Origin of the sequence: Paraburkholderia sp. RL17-337-BIB-A (assembly GCF_046025895.1) — a bacterium.
GTDB lineage: Bacteria > Pseudomonadota > Gammaproteobacteria > Burkholderiales > Burkholderiaceae > Paraburkholderia > Paraburkholderia fungorum_C.
Genome location: NZ_JARESY010000002.1, coordinates 3,394,037 through 3,410,995 on the forward strand (window position 1 = coordinate 3,394,037; position 16,959 = coordinate 3,410,995).

At 59.5% G+C, this 16,959-nt stretch carries 14 protein-coding genes; 4 read left to right on the forward strand and 10 right to left on the reverse strand.

The window, feature by feature from the left end:
- Window positions 1-60: 60 nt before the first annotated feature.
- From P0D84_RS35800 to xylA, 4 genes are all read right to left on the reverse strand, one after another.
- Complete coding sequence (locus tag P0D84_RS35800; protein ID WP_408344920.1) at window positions 61-1,260, reverse strand: sugar ABC transporter permease; 1,200 nt, start codon at window positions 1,258-1,260, stop codon at window positions 61-63.
- Window positions 1,257-2,825, reverse strand: a complete 1,569-nt coding sequence (gene xylG / locus P0D84_RS35805; protein ID WP_408344923.1) for a D-xylose ABC transporter ATP-binding protein — start codon at window positions 2,823-2,825, stop codon at window positions 1,257-1,259. The genes P0D84_RS35800 and xylG overlap by 4 nt, the downstream gene beginning before the upstream one ends.
- An 88-nt stretch (window positions 2,826-2,913) precedes the next feature.
- A complete protein-coding gene (xylF, locus tag P0D84_RS35810; protein ID WP_408344926.1) occupies window positions 2,914-3,942 on the reverse strand; it encodes a D-xylose ABC transporter substrate-binding protein in 1,029 nt (342 codons plus the stop codon).
- 171 nt (window positions 3,943-4,113) lie between these two features.
- Window positions 4,114-5,436 carry a xylose isomerase gene (gene xylA / locus P0D84_RS35815; RefSeq protein WP_408344929.1) on the reverse strand — a complete coding sequence of 441 codons (1,323 nt, stop codon included), beginning with the start codon at window positions 5,434-5,436 and terminating at the stop codon, window positions 4,114-4,116.
- Between the two features lie 312 nt (window positions 5,437-5,748).
- On the opposite strand from xylA, the gene P0D84_RS35820 reads away from it, so the two are divergent.
- The 3 genes from P0D84_RS35820 (at window position 5,749) to P0D84_RS35830 (ending at window position 8,552) form a co-directional block, all read left to right on the forward strand.
- Window positions 5,749-6,966: a XylR family transcriptional regulator gene (locus P0D84_RS35820; RefSeq protein ID WP_408344932.1), complete on the forward strand. Its 1,218-nt coding sequence runs from the start codon at window positions 5,749-5,751 to the stop codon at window positions 6,964-6,966.
- A 33-nt stretch (window positions 6,967-6,999) separates the two neighbouring features.
- Complete coding sequence (locus tag P0D84_RS35825; RefSeq protein ID WP_408344935.1) at window positions 7,000-8,085, forward strand: aldose epimerase family protein; 1,086 nt, start codon at window positions 7,000-7,002, stop codon at window positions 8,083-8,085.
- A gap of 173 nt (window positions 8,086-8,258) precedes the next feature.
- Window positions 8,259-8,552, forward strand: a complete 294-nt coding sequence (locus P0D84_RS35830; protein WP_408344938.1) for a DUF4148 domain-containing protein — start codon at window positions 8,259-8,261, stop codon at window positions 8,550-8,552.
- 163 nt (window positions 8,553-8,715) lie between these two features.
- Here P0D84_RS35830 and P0D84_RS35835 read toward each other — a convergent pair whose 3' ends face one another.
- The 3 genes from P0D84_RS35835 to P0D84_RS35845 all read right to left on the reverse strand — a co-directional run bounded on the left by P0D84_RS35835 (window position 8,716) and on the right by P0D84_RS35845 (window position 13,025).
- The gene (locus P0D84_RS35835) at window positions 8,716-10,272 is read right to left on the reverse strand and encodes a methyl-accepting chemotaxis protein (RefSeq protein WP_408344941.1); all 1,557 of its coding nucleotides are present in this window, start codon (window positions 10,270-10,272) and stop codon (window positions 8,716-8,718) included.
- A gap of 255 nt (window positions 10,273-10,527) precedes the next feature.
- Window positions 10,528-11,691, reverse strand: coding sequence for a mandelate racemase/muconate lactonizing enzyme family protein (locus tag P0D84_RS35840; protein WP_408344944.1), 1,164 nt, complete (start codon window positions 11,689-11,691; stop codon window positions 10,528-10,530).
- Window positions 11,692-11,837: 146 nt separating this feature from the next.
- The gene (locus P0D84_RS35845) at window positions 11,838-13,025 is read right to left on the reverse strand and encodes an MFS transporter (RefSeq protein ID WP_408344947.1); all 1,188 of its coding nucleotides are present in this window, start codon (window positions 13,023-13,025) and stop codon (window positions 11,838-11,840) included.
- Between the two features lie 275 nt (window positions 13,026-13,300).
- On the opposite strand from P0D84_RS35845, the gene P0D84_RS35850 reads away from it, so the two are divergent.
- Window positions 13,301-14,371: a LacI family DNA-binding transcriptional regulator gene (locus P0D84_RS35850; RefSeq protein WP_408344950.1), complete on the forward strand. Its 1,071-nt coding sequence runs from the start codon at window positions 13,301-13,303 to the stop codon at window positions 14,369-14,371.
- 50 nt (window positions 14,372-14,421) lie between these two features.
- Here the strand turns inward: P0D84_RS35850 and bfr are convergent, their stop codons facing one another.
- From bfr to P0D84_RS35865, 3 genes are all read right to left on the reverse strand, one after another.
- Window positions 14,422-14,898 carry a bacterioferritin gene (gene bfr, locus P0D84_RS35855; protein ID WP_408344954.1) on the reverse strand — a complete coding sequence of 159 codons (477 nt, stop codon included), beginning with the start codon at window positions 14,896-14,898 and terminating at the stop codon, window positions 14,422-14,424.
- A gap of 360 nt (window positions 14,899-15,258) precedes the next feature.
- Window positions 15,259-15,666, reverse strand: coding sequence for a VOC family protein (locus P0D84_RS35860; RefSeq protein WP_408344957.1), 408 nt, complete (start codon window positions 15,664-15,666; stop codon window positions 15,259-15,261).
- A 220-nt stretch (window positions 15,667-15,886) separates the two neighbouring features.
- A complete protein-coding gene (locus tag P0D84_RS35865; RefSeq protein WP_408344959.1) occupies window positions 15,887-16,918 on the reverse strand; it encodes a saccharopine dehydrogenase family protein in 1,032 nt (343 codons plus the stop codon).
- Window positions 16,919-16,959: the final 41 nt, after the last annotated feature.

A 16,959-nucleotide genomic window follows, 5' to 3' on the forward strand; every position in this document is an offset into this window, starting at 1 on the left:
AAGCGCTGGGTTGCTCCGCAGGCGGTGCGTCGGCATTTGCACGACGCATCGCCAGATATCTCACCGCCGGTTCGACCCCGACACGACATCGATCCACACAGCCAGCACCAGAATGCTGCCCTTCACGATCATCTGCCAGTAAGCGTCGACGTCGAGCATCGACATGCCGTTGTCCAGGCTCGCCATCACCAGTGCGCCGATCAACGCACCGTAGACCGTTCCGGAACCGCCACGCATCGAGGTCCCGCCGATAAAGCACGCAGCGATCGCATCGAGTTCGCCCATCGATCCCGCCGACGGCGAACCGGCCGCGAGCCGCGCCGTATTGACGATCCCGGCGAACGCGCACATCAGTCCCATCAATGCGAAGATGGCGAGCTTCACGCGATTGGTATTCACGCCGGAGAGCCGCGTTGCTTCCAGATTGGAACCTACCGCATAGATGCGCCGCCCGAAAACGGTCTGTGTGGCGATCCACGTGAAAATACCCAGCAGCGCGAGCAGCAGCAGAACCGGTACGGGAATCCCGCCATAACGATCGAGCGTGGCGACAAACGCGGCCAGAATCACGCCGGCACCGATAACCTTCATGACGTCCTGCCATACCGGCACCACGCGCAACTTATAACGCTCGCGGTTGCGCCGTTGGCGCAGCGTCAGAAACGCCAGCACCACAAATAGCACGACAGCGAGCGAGTCGCCCGCGAGGCGCGGCAAATACCCTTGGCCGACGAACACAAAGCCGTCGGAAACCGGCGCAATCGTCGAACCGCCCGTGACGCCGAGCAGAATGCCGCGATACGCGAGCATGCCGCCCAGGCCGACAATGAACGAAGGTACTCGCCGATACGTCGACCACCATCCGTTGAACATGCCGACAAGTACGCCGAGCAGCATCACCACCGGCACGGTGACGCCGATCGGCCAATGCCGGTTCACATCGAGAATCGCCGCCACGCCGCCGAGCAAACCAAGCAACGATCCGACCGACAGATCGATCTCGCCTGCGATGATCACGAACACCATGCCGCACGCGAGCATGCCGGTAATCGACATCTGCCGCAGCAGATTCGACAGATTGCGCGGCGTGACAAACGCACCGTGCGTCAGAAAAGAAAAGAAAATCCAGATCGCGGCCACGGCGATCAGCAACGCGAGAATCTTGTAGCGCGCGAACAGTTGCTGAATGCGCTGCGTGCCACCGAATGCGCCTCGCGGCGCGGCGCCTTCTGCGGATTGGGAAGTGACGTCGGGAGTCATGCGGCACTCGCTTCGGTTGGTGCGCTCGGGTTCAGGGATCGCTGCACAGGACGGATCGCGGCGCTGAGAATGTCCTCTTGCGTGAGACCGTCGTTGACGAAATCGCCACGCAATTCGCCTTCGCCGATCACCAGCACGCGATCGCTAATGCCGAGTACTTCGGGCAATTCGGACGACACCATCACGATCGACATACCGCGCTGGGCCAGTTGAAAAATCAGTTTGTAGATTTCGTATTTCGCACCGACGTCGACACCGCGAGTCGGTTCGTCGAGGATCAGCACTTTTGGGTCGGTCAACAGCATGCGCGTGAGCACAGCCTTCTGCTGATTGCCGCCCGACAAGCTCGCGATCGACAACATTGGATGCGCCGCGCGCACTGAAAGCCGCTTCATCTCCGTGTGAATCGTGTCGAGTTCGGCGGCCGAATCGATCCGGCCACCCTTCGCGAAGCGTTGCAACACAGCAAGCGTGATGTTGTGACCGACGCTCAGACCCGGCACGATGCCATGGCGCTTGCGATCTTCCGGCACCATACCGATACCGGCGCGAATCGCATCCACGGGCGCGCGGATCTTCAATGGCTTGCCTTCCATCACCACCGCCGCTTCGCTCACACCGGGATACGCGCCGAAGATCGCCTGCATCAGCTCCGTGCGTCCTGCGCCCACCAAACCCGCAACGCCGAGAATCTCGCCGCGCCGCAGCGCAAACGACACGTCGTTCACCCGCTTGCGGCGTGAATTGTTGAAATCGAAACAGGTCACGTGGCGCGCTTCGAAGATCACGTCGCCGATGGGATGAGGTTCGCGCGGAAACAGGTTCTTGATCTCGCGGCCCACCATCAAGGAAATGATGCGGTCCGTGGTCAGGGCACGCATCGGCTCGGTTGCGACATGGCGGCCGTCGCGAATCACGCTGATCGTGTCGCACACGGCCGCTACTTCGTCGAGCTTGTGCGAGATATACACGCAGGCGACACCGCGTCGCTTCAGATCGCGCACGATATCCAGCAGAATATGGATCTCCATAGCGGTCAACGACGACGACGGTTCATCGAGGATCAACAGTTTCGCGCGCTTGTTCAGCGCCTTCGCGATCTCGATCAATTGCTGGTGACCGCCGCCGTAATTCATCACCGGCTGCGCGGAGTTGATGCCGCTTATGCCGAGTTCGCGCAGCAGTTCATCGGCGCGCTGATACATCGCGGCGTAATTCATTCTGCCGCCGGGCAGCGTGATTTCATTGCCGAGAAAGATATTCTCCGCAACCGAGAGCTCGGGCACCAGCATCAACTCCTGGTGGATGATGATGATGCCCGCGCGTTCCGTGTCCCTGATGCTCGCGGCCTTCAGCGGTTCACCTTCCCAGATGATTTCGCCATCCCAGGTACCGTGGGGATAGACGCCGGACAGCACTTTCATCAGCGTCGATTTGCCTGCGCCGTTTTCTCCGCACAAGCCCACGCACTCGCCTGGGGCCACCGTCAGGTCGATGCCGTCCAGCGCCTTCACGCCGGAAAACGTCTTGACGATGCCGCGCATCGTCAGTAATGGTTGGGTCATTCGCTATGCCTCGCTGCAAGGCGCGCGGTGACGCCGGTGTGCCTGACGCGTATCAGGCACACCAGCTTTTACCGCACACACGTTACGCTCATTGGCTCGCGAGCTGGGCCTGGGTGTAGAAGCCGTCCTGGACGACCACGTCGACATTGCTCTTAGTAAGTAATGTAGGTTGCAGTAGCACTGTGTCGACCTTTTTCTTGCCGTTGTCGTACTGGGCATTAAAGGCCGGCTTCTCGCCCTTCGCAAGTGCGACGGAGAGCTTTGCCGCTTCGCCGGCGATCAGTTTCAGCGGCTTGTACACGGTCATCGTCTGCGTGCCGGCGATCACACGTTTCACTGCGGCCAGATCCGCGTCCTGGCCCGACACCGGCACCTTGCCCGCCATGTGTTGCGCAGCGAGCGCCTGGATCGCACCGCCCGCGGTGCCGTCGTTCGAGGCAACGATTGCATCGATCTTGTTGTTGTTCGCCGTGAGCGCGTCTTCAGTGATGCGCAGCGCCGTCGACGCGCTCCACTCCGGCACCCATTGCTGACCGACCACCTTGATGTCGCCCTTATCCATTGCGGGCTTCAACACTTTGAGCTGACCTTCGCGCAGCATCTTCGCGTTGTTGTCGGTCGGTGCGCCGCCGAGCAGGAAGTAATTGCCCTTCGGTTGCGCGTTGTAGACGCCTTGGGCCTGCAGTTCGCCGACCTTCTCGTTGTCGAACGAGATGTAGGCGTCTACATCGGCATCGAGAATCAGGCGGTCATACGAAACGACCTTGATGCCCGCTTTTTTGGCTTCGGCGACCACATTGCCGAGCGTCTTCGAATTGAACGGCACGATCACGATCACGTCCACGCCGCGCGAGATCAGGTTTTCGATTTGCGAAATCTGTCGCTCTTCGCTCGCATCGGCGGATTGAACCGATACTTTGGCTCCAAGCTTTTCTGCTGCGGCAACGAAATAGTCACGATCGCGCGACCAGCGCTCGACACGCAGATCGTCGATACAGAAACCAATTTCGGGGTGGTCCTTGCTCGCATGCGCCAGCGGCGCGACAAGCGACAGGCTGGCGAGCATCGCTCCACACACGAGCGAACTCAGTACAGTACGACGCGTTGCGAATTTCATGTCTCACTCCTCGTTCTGATAGCCGGAATACCGGATTGGACGGTCTGTGCTGCGAGCCACAGAACCGGACAAGCGACAACCCAACGCTTCTTGTTTCGCGCGGTCGACGTGGCCGCGCGATTTTTATGTTTTACTGCGTGCCCTGTTTGGGGGTTACTTCGTCACGGCCTTTTAGCGCTTGCTGTAAATCGCCTGATTCACAACGTTTTCCAACTGCTCCTGCCGCCCGCTCGCATGCTGCGGATTCAAACCACGGGTCAATGCATCCGTGGCCAGCGTGGAGAGCGAATAGTCGCCCGCCAGGATCTTGCGGCCGAATTCCGACTCCCAGCCCGCGTAACGCTGACGTTTGAACTGCTCGAGCCTGTCGTTTTCGATCAGCGTCGCGGCGCGCTCGACGGCGAGTGCCAGATTATCGATTGCCCCGATGTGGCCGAAAAACAGATCTTCCGCATCGACGCTCTGCCGCCGCACCTTGGCGTCGAAATTCATCCCGCCGGTCGTGAAGCCGCCGTGTTTGAGAATTTCGTAGAAGGCCAGCGTCAATTCTTCGACGCTGTTTGGAAACTGGTCCGTATCCCAGCCGTTTTGCTGATCGCCACGATTCGCGTCGACGCTGCCGAAAATGCCCAGCGCGTAGGCGGTCGCGATCTCGTGATGAAACGAGTGGCCGGCAAGGGTCGCGTGATTGGCCTCGATGTTCACGCGAATCTCTTTCTCCAGCCCGTATTGCAACAGGAAACCGTGTACGGTCGCCACGTCGTAGTCGTATTGATGCTTGGTCGGCTCCTGCGGCTTCGGTTCGATCAGCAAGGCGCCGTTGAAACCGATCTTGTGCTTGTGCTCGACTACCATGTGCAGGAACCGGGCAAGCTGATCCCGTTCGCGCACGAGGTCGGTATTGAGCAGCGTGTCGTAGCCTTCCCGGCCGCCCCACAACACATAGTTTTCGCCGCCGAGCCGTTGTGTTGCGTCGAGCGCGTGACGAACCTGCGTGGCGGCAAACGCGAAAATTTCCGGATCGGGACTGGTCGCCGCGCCCGCGGCGTAACGCGGATGCGAGAACAGATTGGCCGTGCCCCACAATAGTTTGATGCCGGTATCCTGCTGCTTGCGCGCCAGATAGTCGGCGATACGCGTGAAGTTCTCGCTATAGTCCTTCAGGCTACTGCCTTCCGGTGCGACATCGGTATCGTGAAACGTGTAGTACGGGGTACCAAGCTTCGAGAAGAACTCGAATGCCGAGTCGGCCTTTTGTTGCGCCCGCTCCATGGCGCCGCCGGCTTGTTGCCACGGACGCCGAAACGTCCCTTGCCCGAAGATATCCACGCCCGGCCAGACGAACGTATGCCAGTAGCACACGGCGATACGCAGGTGTTCTTCGAGTGTCTTGCCGAGCACGCGTTTGCTCTTGTCGTAATGGCGATACGCAAGCGGGTTATCCGATTGCGGGCCTTCATAGCGGATCTCTGGAATGTGTTCGAAGTAGGACATCAGCGTCTCCTGTGTGTCGACCTGAGTTAGCGCTTTAGTGCTTACCCAGGTCCTATGCTGCACTGCAACCCGTGCGACATCGCCGGGCCGTCGACAAGGTGACGCCATGCTGCCGCTTGCTGGAGGCATCGGCAATTGCGAAATTGCGCAGCGTGCTTAACGTTTCTTACTGCCCATGCGTTTGTTTCACACCGGCGCGAACTTCGGGGCCTAGAATAACCAGACGCTTAAAAAACGGTGCCGCCTTCCGCGCGCACCCTACAGGAGACGAAGGCGCCGCGAGTCCTGACGATCCGCACGCCGCCCACTGCCATGACCCGTCCGCAAACACCACAGACGACCCATCGGATCGCGCTGCTGTTCAACGCGAACAAGGTGTATGACCGCGAGATCATCACCGGCATCGGCAATTACCTGCTGTCGACGCGCGTGGCGTGGGATCTCTTCCTCGAAGAAGATTTCCGCTGCCGGTTGATGGGTATCGAGCGTTTCGACGGCGACGGCATCATTGCGGATTTCGACGATCCCGCTGTGGGCGAAGCGCTGCGTGATTGCGCGCTGCCGGTGGTGGCGGTCGGTTCGTCGTTTGAAGATCCGGCGCACTATCCTCCGGACTTGCCCTATATCGCGACCGATAACAGCAAGCTCGTTTCGCTTGCCTACACCCATCTGATCGGCGCGGGGCTCGAGCACTTCGCGTTGTATAGCCTGCCGCAAGCGCAGGAAAATCGCTGGGCGCAGCAACGTGAGTTGGCATTCGCTCATCTGCGTAGCGCGGACGGCCACAGCGCCGAGCAGATCGGCACCGAGATCTATCGCGGACTGTCGACCAGCGCGCCGTCGTGGAATCAGGCAACCGAGCAGCTCACCGCGTGGTTGAGCCAATTGCCCAAGCCGGTCGGCATCATCGCCGTTACCGACGCCCGCGCGCGGCATCTACTGCAGGCCTGTCTGATCGCGGGTATTCCTGTACCCGAGGAAGTAGCAATCATCGGCATCGACAACGATCCGCTCACGCGCACGCTCACCCGCATTCCGCTTTCCTCCGTGATTCAAGGCACCGAAGAAATGGGCCGCACCGCCGCTCACTTGCTGCATCAAATGCTGCATGGCGCGCGTTTTCCGGGGCGGCGCATTCTCGTGCCGCCGGTTGGCATCAACGTGCTCGAATCGACCCGACACCAGCCGCTAGCGAGTCCGTATGTGATGCGCGCGCGGCACTTCATCCGCCAGTACGCTTGCCAGGGTATTCGCACCGAACAGGTTGCCGATTACGTGGGTGTGTCGCGTTCGTCGCTCGAAGAGTATTTCCGGCGCGAACGGCAGTGCACCGTGCATCAGGAAATCCTGCGACACAAACTCGACGTCGCGAAGGCGCTGCTTGCGAAACGCGATGCGTCGAGCGCCGAGGTGGCGATCCGTTGTGGCTTCACGTCGCTGCAATACATGTACGCGGTATTTCGCCGCGAACTCGGTTGTACGCCGCGCGAGTACCAGGAACGCGCGAATTCCACGGCAACGCCCGGCTGAGCATGCCTTTCATCTATTTTATCGACCGACGACATGATCAGCATTGCACCGCTTTCTTCTGAGCCCTGGGGCACACTGCCCGGCGGCGATCCTGTGCGGCTCTTCACGCTGCGCAATGCGCACGGCATGAAAGTCGCCGTTAGCGACCTGGGCGCGACGCTGGTCTCCTGGCATGCGCCGGACCGCGCGGGACGTCTCGGCGACATTCTGCTCGGCCACGACACGGCCGCCGAATATGTTGCGGCCACAACCTACATGGGCGGACTGATCGGCCGGTGGGCGAACCGCATTGCCGATGCGCGCTTCACCCTCGACGGCATCGAGTACACACTCGATCGCAACGAAGGCACGAATCTGCTGCATGGCGGCACGCAGGGTTTTAATCGCACAATGTGGGACGCCAGCGAAGACAATGGCGCGCTAGTCATGCGTCTGGAATCGCCCGAAGGTGACGCCGGGTTTCCGGGCAACGTCACGGTGCAAGTACGCTATACGCTCGACGACGACGGTACCTTGACGATCGCCTATGAAGCCATCACGGACGCAGCGACACCGCTCAATTTGACGAGTCATCCGTACTTCAACCTCACGGGGCGCCGCGGCGCGGATATCCGCGGACACGTGTTGTCGATCGACGCCGACCGGTTCTTCGAAGTGGATGCGTCGATGATTCCTTGCGAGCTTGCCGAAGTGGCGGGCAACGCGTTCGACTTCCGGCAAAGCGCACCGATCGGCGCGCGGCTCGATTGGCCGCACGCGCAGCTTGCGAGGGCCGGCGGCTTCGATCACTGCTATATGCTGCGTGACGTGCCTGATGCCGCGATGACCGGTGGCGCCACGCAGATGCGCCAGGTGGCATGTGCGTACGACCCCGGCAGCGGGCGTGAATTGACCGTCTCGACCGATCAGCCCGGCTTACAGTTCTATACCGGCAATTTCCTGAATGGCGATACGGGACGCGGCGGCATTGCATACCAGCAGCACGCCGGACTCTGCCTCGAAGCGGGTGGCTTTCCAAATCAAGTCAATATGGCTGAGCAGGAACAGGTCATCGTGCGGCCCGGCAACGCATACCAGCAGCGAACGGCGTATCGGGTTGGGATACGTTCTGGAGTCTGAAGTAATTCTTCATATCTTACGGATGGCATTACATAACGCCGACTTATCATTTGTCGCAAGACTGAATTACGGGTTTAGGGGTTTGCCCTGGATCCCCCGCTTCCTAGAATTGCGGTACCGGCACCGAGCACATGTCGCGGCGCCGAACAAAACAATTCTCGAAGGAAAGCATCATGAAATCGCTGATCAAAGCAGTCGCGCTAGTTGTTGTTCTCGCAGCCCCGGTGGCTGCGTTCGCACAGTCCGAGCAACCGTTGACCCGCGCGGAGGTCAAGGCGCAGCTGGTTCAGATTGAGCAGGCCGGCTACAACCCCGCAATTGCAACTGATGCGACCTACCCCGCGGACATTCAGGCCGCTGAAGCACGTGTAGCCGCTGAGCATGACACTACCGGCTACGGTTCCCCGGCAAACGGGTCGTCGCAAACCGGCACTCCGGTTCGGCCCATGTCAATGGACAGTCAGTAACACGCAACCGCTATCTGCTGTTGCCTATCGTGGCGTCGTTCGATGCGAACCGTGCTGGTTCAGGCACGCGCTCGCATGAACGTATTCCACTGTGCATGACCATGACGGCTCAGTGCCGCCGCAACACCGCCGCTGTTTAGTCGAACCCCGATCGGGACTCGCGTCAGGCGTTGACGACCTTGAACACCGATACCGCGGTCTGCAGCTGTCCCGTCTGATCCGCCAATGAATTGGTCGCTGCGGTCGCCTGCTCCACCAGTGCTGCGTTTTGCTGCGTGACCTCGTCCATCTGATCGATCGCCCGGCGCACCTGTTCAATGCCCGCGCTCTGTTCGCTCGATGCGGCCGATATTTCGGTGATCACCGCTGTCACACGCCGGATTGCGCTAACGACTTCAGCCATGGACTGTCCCGCACGGTCTGCCGTGCTCGAGCCGCTCAAAGCCGTGCCCGCGGACGCGTCGATGATTGCGCGCGTCTCTTTGGCAGCGGCGGCGCAACGCTGCGCGAGCATACGTACTTCACTTGCCACAACCGCGAAACCGCGCCCTTGCTCACCCGCGCGGGCCGCCTCCACCGCTGCATTCAACGCCAGAATGTTGGTCTGGAACGCGATGCTTTCGATTGTGCCGACAATGTCGCCGACATGTTTCGATTGCTCGCCGATTGTATGCATGCTCGCGACAAGGTCAGCCACAAAGGCGCTACTGCGATCCGTGAGTTCGGAGGCATTCTGTGCCAGCAAGCTCGCCTCATGCGCGTGCTCCGCATTCTGTTTCACCGTGGCAGTCAGTTGTTCCATGCTGGACGCGGTTTGCTCCAGCGAGGCGGCTTGTTCCTCGGTACGCGCCGACAGATTGTTATTGCCGGTTGCCAGCTCACGCGAAGCGACATCGATTGCGTTCGCGCTCTGCCGCACCAATCCCACTGCCGTTGCGAGGCTCCGCTGCATTCGATTCATACCCGCCAGCAGACTACCGTCGTGAATAAGCGAACCGTCCACGTGAACCGACAAGTCGCCCGCGGCGATTTGCTCGACAATTCCTGCTGCATAAGCCGGTTCGCCGCCAAGACTACGCTTGATGTTGCGAATGATCACGAGCATCACCGTGGAAACAACCCCGCCAATACACGCGAGTAGCACCAGATAACCGATCAGATCTGCCCTGAACGCAGCGTCGATATCCGATAAAAACACCCCTGATCCAACGTACCAGCCCCACGGCTGATAAACACCTGCATAGCTTACTTTTGGAACCCGCGCGCCCGTATCGGGCGCCACGCCGAAATAGTCCACGTAACCGCCGCCATCGGCCGCGACTTTGGCTAACTCGAGGTAATACTTCTTGCCGGTAGGATCAGCGCGCTCGCCAACGTTCTGGCCAATGAGCGACTTGACCGATGCATTACCAATTGCCAGAACGACCGGGCGGGAATCAAACACGAACAGATAGCCGTCCTTTCCATATCTGATCGATGCTAGTTCCGCCAGTGCTGCGCTTTGCGCCTGTTCAAGTGACATGGAGTGATCGGTGACTTTCGCTCCGTAAGTCTGCACAACACTGAGTGCGCTTTGAACGACGTTTCTTACACCGACCTGTCGCTCTTCCAGCATCGACCGCCGGCTTTGCAGCGCTGCCCAACCCCCCAGCACGAACAGCCCGACCCACATGATAATTAATGCGGTCCATAGTTTTCCAGCTACTCCCAGCCGCCCCATCTTCTTTTCCCCCAGTGAGTTTTCCCGTTCGTGTATTAACGGCCGTCTTATGGGAAAACTTAATAACTATTCTTGCTCGTCACTGCCTTGATTCAAAAGAATTGGGGTGCTGCATCGGCATGTGAATCTAACGGACAAACGCCTGCAGCGACATCGAACGTGTCGCATTCTTGTTGTTGCATTGGCTGCGTGCCTGGATCTCGCGGCGGGGCGTTGTTCGTCAATAAACACGCCCCGCCGCGAATGGACCACTCCTTATTGATCGACAACGAACCCGTCGAAATGCGGCCGCATGGAGATAGGCTTGGACAACGGCGGCCGGATGCGCTGAGCGTCGGGCAACAGCGCCATGCCGAGACCCGGTCCCGTCGGAATATCGACGAAACCATCCTTGGGCAACGGCACCTTGTCGACAATGTTCGTTCCCAAATGCTCTGGACGCGATTCGAAGATGCCCGCTTCGAACCCGGTCGCGTATTCCTGTATTGCAAAGTTCGGAATGGCTGCATCCAGTTGCAGGCAGGCGGCAAGGCCAATTGGCGACAACGGATTATGCGGCACCACCTGGACATGATGCGCCTCAGCCATCGCGGCCACCTTGCGTGCGCCGGTAATGCCGCCGCACAGACACAGGTCCACGCGCGCGTATTCCATGCCACCGCGAGCCATCAATGCCTGAAATTCGTAAATAGTCGAGAAGCGCTCGCCCGTTGCGATTGGAATGTGGATCTTCTCAGCCACGCGCGCCATTGCGTCCGGGCCTTCGGGGCGAATGGGATCTTCGATGAACATCGGATGCGTGTCTTCAATACCGCGTGCAAACACGATCGCCTCGGCCGGCGTCAAGCGCCGATGCAACTCGATCAGAAGATCCACACGATCGCCTACCACTTCGCGCATGCGGTGCACGTTATCGATGGCGTCGCGCATCTTCTTGATATGCGTCTTGAAATAGACGTGATCGTTGCCTTCGTCGAGGAACGGGTTCAGGTGACCGAATGCAGTGAAGCCCGCTTCCATTTTCGCCTTGCACTCCACGAGCATCTTTTCGATGTTGCTCTCGTAGATATGCCCGTAGATACGCGCTTTTGTACGGACCGGTCCACCCAGCAACTCGTAGATCGGCGCGTTCAGCGCGCGGCCCTTGATGTCCCATAAGGCGATGTCGATGGCCGAAATGGCCGCGTTGATTGCAAGCCCCTGGAAGTAGCTGAAGCGATGCATCACGTTCCAGTGATGCTCGATCTCAAACGCGTTTTTACCGACAAGGTATTCGCCGAAACGCCGGATTGCCGCACCGGATGCTTCAATATGTCCCCAAGCGCCGGCCTCGCCATATCCTGTGATGCCTTCATCTGTGTCCACACGGACGAACATGAACTGACCGACGTGCAGCGGTTCCACCTTGGTGATTTTCATTGATACTCCTGACTGATAAAACAAATGGTTCTAATGCGAGGCCTGAATGCTTTCTGCGTGAGGCAATACAGTTTCAGCGCTGGCAGGATCGTCATCGAGAGACCGGCCGCGCGTCTCGGGTCCCATGAAGACCGAGAACGCAGTGATCACGCCGAGGCGACTACATACCAGGCTACGTACCGGGGCGACCCATGCCCGGCCGCGAGGAGTGCGACTGCGATCATCGGCGCGATGCCGCCCGAGATTGGCGAGGTCACTTCGCGTGCGAGCGAAAAGCCGGTGTAACGCACTCGCGACGGGAACATTTCGGCGAGCCACGGACTTTGAGCCGAGGTCATCATTGTCTTCGCGATGGACGAGACGAGGAACAATCCCGCGTAGATCCAGACCAGTTCGCCGGTTTGGAGCATGCTGAAGAACGGGAAAATGGATAGGCCCGAGATCAGTGCGCCGCCCATGTAAACAGCTTTGCGGCCGACCTTGTCCGACACCCAGCCAAACAACGGTACGGTAACGAACTGCAGCGCCGTACTGACCATGAGCGCTGTCACGATCACGTCGCGCGCCATGTGCAGTTGCTGCGTGAAGTAGACAATCACGAACGACTCGTAAATGTAGGCGAGCGAGTTGTCGCCCAGACGCGCGCCCCAGGCGCACAGCATGGGCCTCATCGACGTTCTGAAGACTTCCTTGACGGGCGCTTTGACGGTCGCGTTCTTCTTCTGCATCTGCAGGAACACCGGCGTCTCTTTGAGCGAGCTGCGCAGTACGAGACCTAAGGCCACCACCACGGCGCTCAACAGGAATGGAATACGCCAGCCCCACTCTTCGAATGCGCCCTTGGAAAGACTCGAGGAAAGGTGAAACGTCGCAAGCGACATGAGCAGCCCGAGCGCAACGCCGATATACGGCATCGAGCCATACAGCCCGCGGCGTTTGGGCGGCGCATTTTCTATCACCATGAGCACGGCGCCCGCATATTCGGCACCAGAGCCCAGCCCCTGCAGCGCCCGCAGCACGCACAGCAACAGCGGCGCCCACGCGCCGATCATGGCGTAGGTGGGCAACAATCCCATTAGCGTGGTCGAGCCGCCCATGAGCACCAGCGTGATTATCAGCACCTTTTTGCGTCCAAGGCGATCCCCCATCCGCCCGAAAAGCAAGCTGCCCGCGGGCCGGACGAAAAAGCCGATCGCAAAGCTCGCATAGGCCAGCAACGTGCCTGTGAGGTGATCGTAGGAGGGAAAGAAAAGTTTGTTGAACAGCGTCGCCGCGGCGGTCGCGTAGAGGTAATAGTCGTACCACTCCATGGCGGTACCGACTATTGCGCTCAATATTGCGTTTCGGATGGCGCGCCTGACTTCGGATGTTTGATGGACTGCACTCTGCAAAGGTCACCTCTGTTCTATTTATTGGATGAGCCACGCGCGCCTGCGCATCGACGATCATCCCTTTGACAAGGACCGCAACTGGTCTTCTCTCGCAGCCATCACCCTCTGGCCCCTCGCGGGATTGGACTTTCCAAGCATCACATCTTTGGGAAACGTTTCCGGAAACGTTTCCCAAAGATAGGTGATGTAAACTAAGATGTCAAGATCAAGAGGAAACAATGAGTAAGAACACGTCGGGCACTACGCGCGGACGATCTGGCATCAAGGCGGTGGCCGAGCTTGCCGGCGTCGGCATCGCGTCGGTTTCACGCGTGCTATCCGGACAGCCCGGATCGAGCCCGCAATTGACGAAGCGGGTGCTCGATGCTGCCCGGCAGCTCGGTTATGCACCCAATGCGCTCGCGCAAGGCCTACGCCGCCGTACTACACGCTCAATCGGCTTCGTCGGATCGGACATTACCAATCCACTGATTGCCTCAATCGTGAGCGGTGCGGAAAGTGTGCTGAGTCTGGCGGGTTTTTCAGTTCTTTTGACCAATTCAGGCGGCATTCCGAGCGTGGACGCGGAGCGCATCGAAGTGCTGTTGCAGCGTCAAGTCGATGGACTGATCGTCCTGCCTGCTCTCGAAGATGATCCCGGTACACTCGCCGCGCTGCGCAATACGCAGACGCCGATAGTGCTGATCGATCGAACCTTACCCGCGGACATTCCCGCGCATTACGTGCTGTCGGACCATTACCGTGGCGTCGGTGATGCCGGCCGATATCTATTGGCAGCGGGACATCGGCGTATAGGACTTGTTGTGGGCCGGGACGTGCGGCCAACAAGGGAACGAGTCCGCGCGGTAGAAGACGCATATGATGCGTCGGGTATCGCGCGTGACCTGCTGGTGCACCGCGGAACACTGTCGCCGGAGCATGGGGAAGAGGCGTTGGAGGAAATGCTTTCTGACGCCGTTCCTCCTGGCGCAGTCATTCTTGGGGGCAATCAATTGCTCGAGGGTGCGCTGCGCGTGGTGCACCGTCGCGGTTTGCAGCTTGGGAAGGACCTGTCCCTTGTGTGCTGTGACGACGTTCCGCTTGGCCGTTTCCATCAGCCTCCTATCGCAACGGTCATGCGTGACTCGGCGCTGCTGGGCAAGCGGGCGGCGGAATTGTTGCTCGCGCAACCAGAAACGCCGGGCGCGAACGAGCCTGTCTGTCTTCCAACCTGGTTTGAACCGCGCGCAAGTTGCGGTCCGCCAGCAACGGCTACTTCGGACACCAATCGAAAACGTACTGCCCGATAGTGAGAAACGGCCTGGTTCGGGAAGGCTTTCTTCCCGGGCTCGTGCCGAACTCATTCCACCGAATCCATTCCCGATTGCTGGTAGTTCTGAATGCCCACCTTGTCGATCAGCGCCAGATTGGTCTCAAGCCAGTCGATATGCTCCTCGGTATCGTCGAGGATATGAACAAGAATCTCGCGTGAGACGAAGTCGCGCACCGTCTCGCAGTACGCGATGGCTTCCTTGCAGGTGCTCTGCGACATCTTTTCCAGCTTGAGATCGCACTCAAGGATTTCTGTCGTTTCCTCGCCGATCAGCAGCTTGTGCAGATCTTGCAAATTAGGTAGGCCATCCAGCATGAAAATGCGCTCGATCAGCAGATCGGCATGCTTCATTTCGCCGATCGACTCATCGTACTCATGTTTGGCGAGACTTTTCAGGCCCCAGTGGCCATACATTCTCGCGTGTAGAAAGTACTGATTGATCGCGGTCAGCTCATTCTTCAGTTGCGCGTTCAAGTATTCGAGAACCTTGGCATCTCCTTGCATATAGCCTCCCAAATTAGCTACGCCACGCCTCGAATGCGGTGCAGGCGGCGCTCAAACATCCCCACGTGTGGTCCTGTTTTTTGGTGCGCAGCAGCACGCCGCGCATGTGCTAGATACGTTAGCGCAGCATAGTGCATACCTCAGTGGACACTACGAATGAGAATTGAAATCGTTTTCGGATGGTCCGTCGCTTAAAGCGAAGTCGTCGTCGCATCGCCCTTTACGTTGCGAATACCTCGGCGCACGCATGACGGACCCGTTCAATAACCGTAGGCCATTTTCCCGCCCAGAAGTTGGCGAGACAGGCGAATCGTATGGGGATACCAGGGAGAGTCGGTGTGTTCGTGCATCCAGCGCGCGTCACCGATCGAAGGTGCCACGATACTTCTCGTCGGCATCCGAACGGGTGTTGATTTCGACGAGTACGCCACCCGGTACTTCACAGAAGAATCGCGAGCCCCGTTCATGCTTGAACACGCCGGTTTTCATCACGACATCCGCTGCAATCATCCGTTCGTAAAGCGCGCGAACCGCATCGAGGGTCGCCAGTTCGAAGCCGATGTGAAAGTTGTTGGGCCACTCGACCGGATGGTCGGCGGCGTCATCGATCACGATGTCGAACCCGGGTCGTTTCAGAAGCCAGCTCGCGCCACGCGCGGCGATGGTGCAGCCTAAATGTTCCTCGAAGAAGGTCGCCGTGGCGCCCACATCGGACGAGGGGAAGCTCATGTGATTGAGCTTCATGGTGGTGGTGATGTCGGTGGTCATGTCGATCTCCGTTAATGCGGACCGCTTGTTGCGTTCCGTACGGAGAATATTATGAGTAAAAGCTCGCATTCAATACTCGCATCGCCGCGCTCGCGCCGATCGCCGCTCAGGCCCGTACTACGGGCGTTTCAGCCTGGGCGGCGCTTGCTTGCGGGCGGCCTGCTCGCGTTTGCCCACCGGTTGCGGCGCTTAATCAATTCGTCGACGTCATCGTCGCACCTCATTGCATCGCCAATGACAGATGCTCCCCAGCGAGCGATTCCAGAAAGTCACGCGCGTCAAAGGCTTCGCCGGCGGTAAGCACACCCGTCCCGTTGACTAACCCGCCGATGACTCGCCGTGCCGCTTCAACCACCAGCGGCGCACTAATCGCATAGATATCCTGACCGCTTGCCGACGAACGACGTTCGATGCCTCCCGAGCGCGCGACCACCTCGACCAGAAAGGTTTGCGAGGAGCGTCCAGTCTCGTCGACCGCGACCGGCGACGACAGGTCCGGGTCCGAGAGACCTTTAACTGCCGCGACCGTCATGTACGAGCGTATCTCGGGTGTCTTCAGATGGTGCGTAATCGTCACCGTATCCGCCATCGTGAATTCCCCGACGACCGGTTGCGTTCCGAGCGGGGCACGGAACGTCCATTCGGTAATCGGCGCTGTGTCCGTGCGGAACGCCATGTGCCCATTCGTGAAGACAATTCGCCGCCCATCTCTACGCTGCCTCGAAACCTGACCCGCGGCCCGCGTGCCGGGCGTCGGCTTCCAGTTGCTGAGCCCATAAGCGATGGAGATTTCGTCCGCGGACGCCCAATCGCCCATTGCCGCCGTGGCAAGAAGATCGCCCAAGCCGCCGAAGAATGCCATGGCCGGCACGATCACGATGCCCGCGTCCCGCGCTCGTTCAGCGTAATGCCCGAACGTATCCAGATTGGCCTCTATCTCGGCGGCGACATCCAGATACGGAAGCCGCGCTCGCAACGCAGCTTCGATCACGGGCGCAGACGTACTGGCGAAGGGGCCGGCGCAATTGATGACAGCAGCCGCACCCGCAAGCGCCCGGTCGAGCGAATCCGGGTCATCTATCGACGCAGGTCGAATGTCCAGCCCAGGATAAGCGGCCCCGAGGGCGTTCAGCTTGCTGGCATCGCGCCCGGAAAGGATCGGCCTCCAGCCGCGCCTGACCAGTTCCGACACCACGAAGCGGCCGGTATGGCCATAGGCGCCGAACACGGCCACGGTTTGATTTGACGTCATTGCAGACCTCCAGTTGGTTTGTCAGGGTGTTTCTTCGAACG

Excerpts from the sequence above, each read along its gene's own strand:
- xylA (WP_408344929.1), bottom strand. The coding sequence starts at position 5,436 with ATGTCCTACTTCGAACACATTCCAGAGATCCGCTATGAAGGCCCGCAA.
- P0D84_RS35850 (WP_408344950.1), top strand. The coding sequence starts at position 13,301 with ATGAGTAAGAACACGTCGGGCACTACGCGCGGACGATCTGGCATCAAG.
- xylG (WP_408344923.1), bottom strand. The coding sequence starts at position 2,825 with ATGACCCAACCATTACTGACGATGCGCGGCATCGTCAAGACGTTTTCC.
- P0D84_RS35830 (WP_408344938.1), top strand. The coding sequence starts at position 8,259 with ATGAAATCGCTGATCAAAGCAGTCGCGCTAGTTGTTGTTCTCGCAGCC.
- xylF (WP_408344926.1), bottom strand. The coding sequence starts at position 3,942 with ATGAAATTCGCAACGCGTCGTACTGTACTGAGTTCGCTCGTGTGTGGA.
- P0D84_RS35825 (WP_408344935.1), top strand. The coding sequence starts at position 7,000 with ATGATCAGCATTGCACCGCTTTCTTCTGAGCCCTGGGGCACACTGCCC.
- P0D84_RS35820 (WP_408344932.1), top strand. The coding sequence starts at position 5,749 with ATGACCCGTCCGCAAACACCACAGACGACCCATCGGATCGCGCTGCTG.
- P0D84_RS35835 (WP_408344941.1), bottom strand. The coding sequence starts at position 10,272 with ATGGGGCGGCTGGGAGTAGCTGGAAAACTATGGACCGCATTAATTATC.
- bfr (WP_408344954.1), bottom strand. The coding sequence starts at position 14,898 with ATGCAAGGAGATGCCAAGGTTCTCGAATACTTGAACGCGCAACTGAAG.
- P0D84_RS35865 (WP_408344959.1), bottom strand. The coding sequence starts at position 16,918 with ATGACGTCAAATCAAACCGTGGCCGTGTTCGGCGCCTATGGCCATACC.
- P0D84_RS35860 (WP_408344957.1), bottom strand. The coding sequence starts at position 15,666 with ATGACCACCGACATCACCACCACCATGAAGCTCAATCACATGAGCTTC.
- P0D84_RS35840 (WP_408344944.1), bottom strand. The coding sequence starts at position 11,691 with ATGAAAATCACCAAGGTGGAACCGCTGCACGTCGGTCAGTTCATGTTC.
- P0D84_RS35800 (WP_408344920.1), bottom strand. The coding sequence starts at position 1,260 with ATGACTCCCGACGTCACTTCCCAATCCGCAGAAGGCGCCGCGCCGCGA.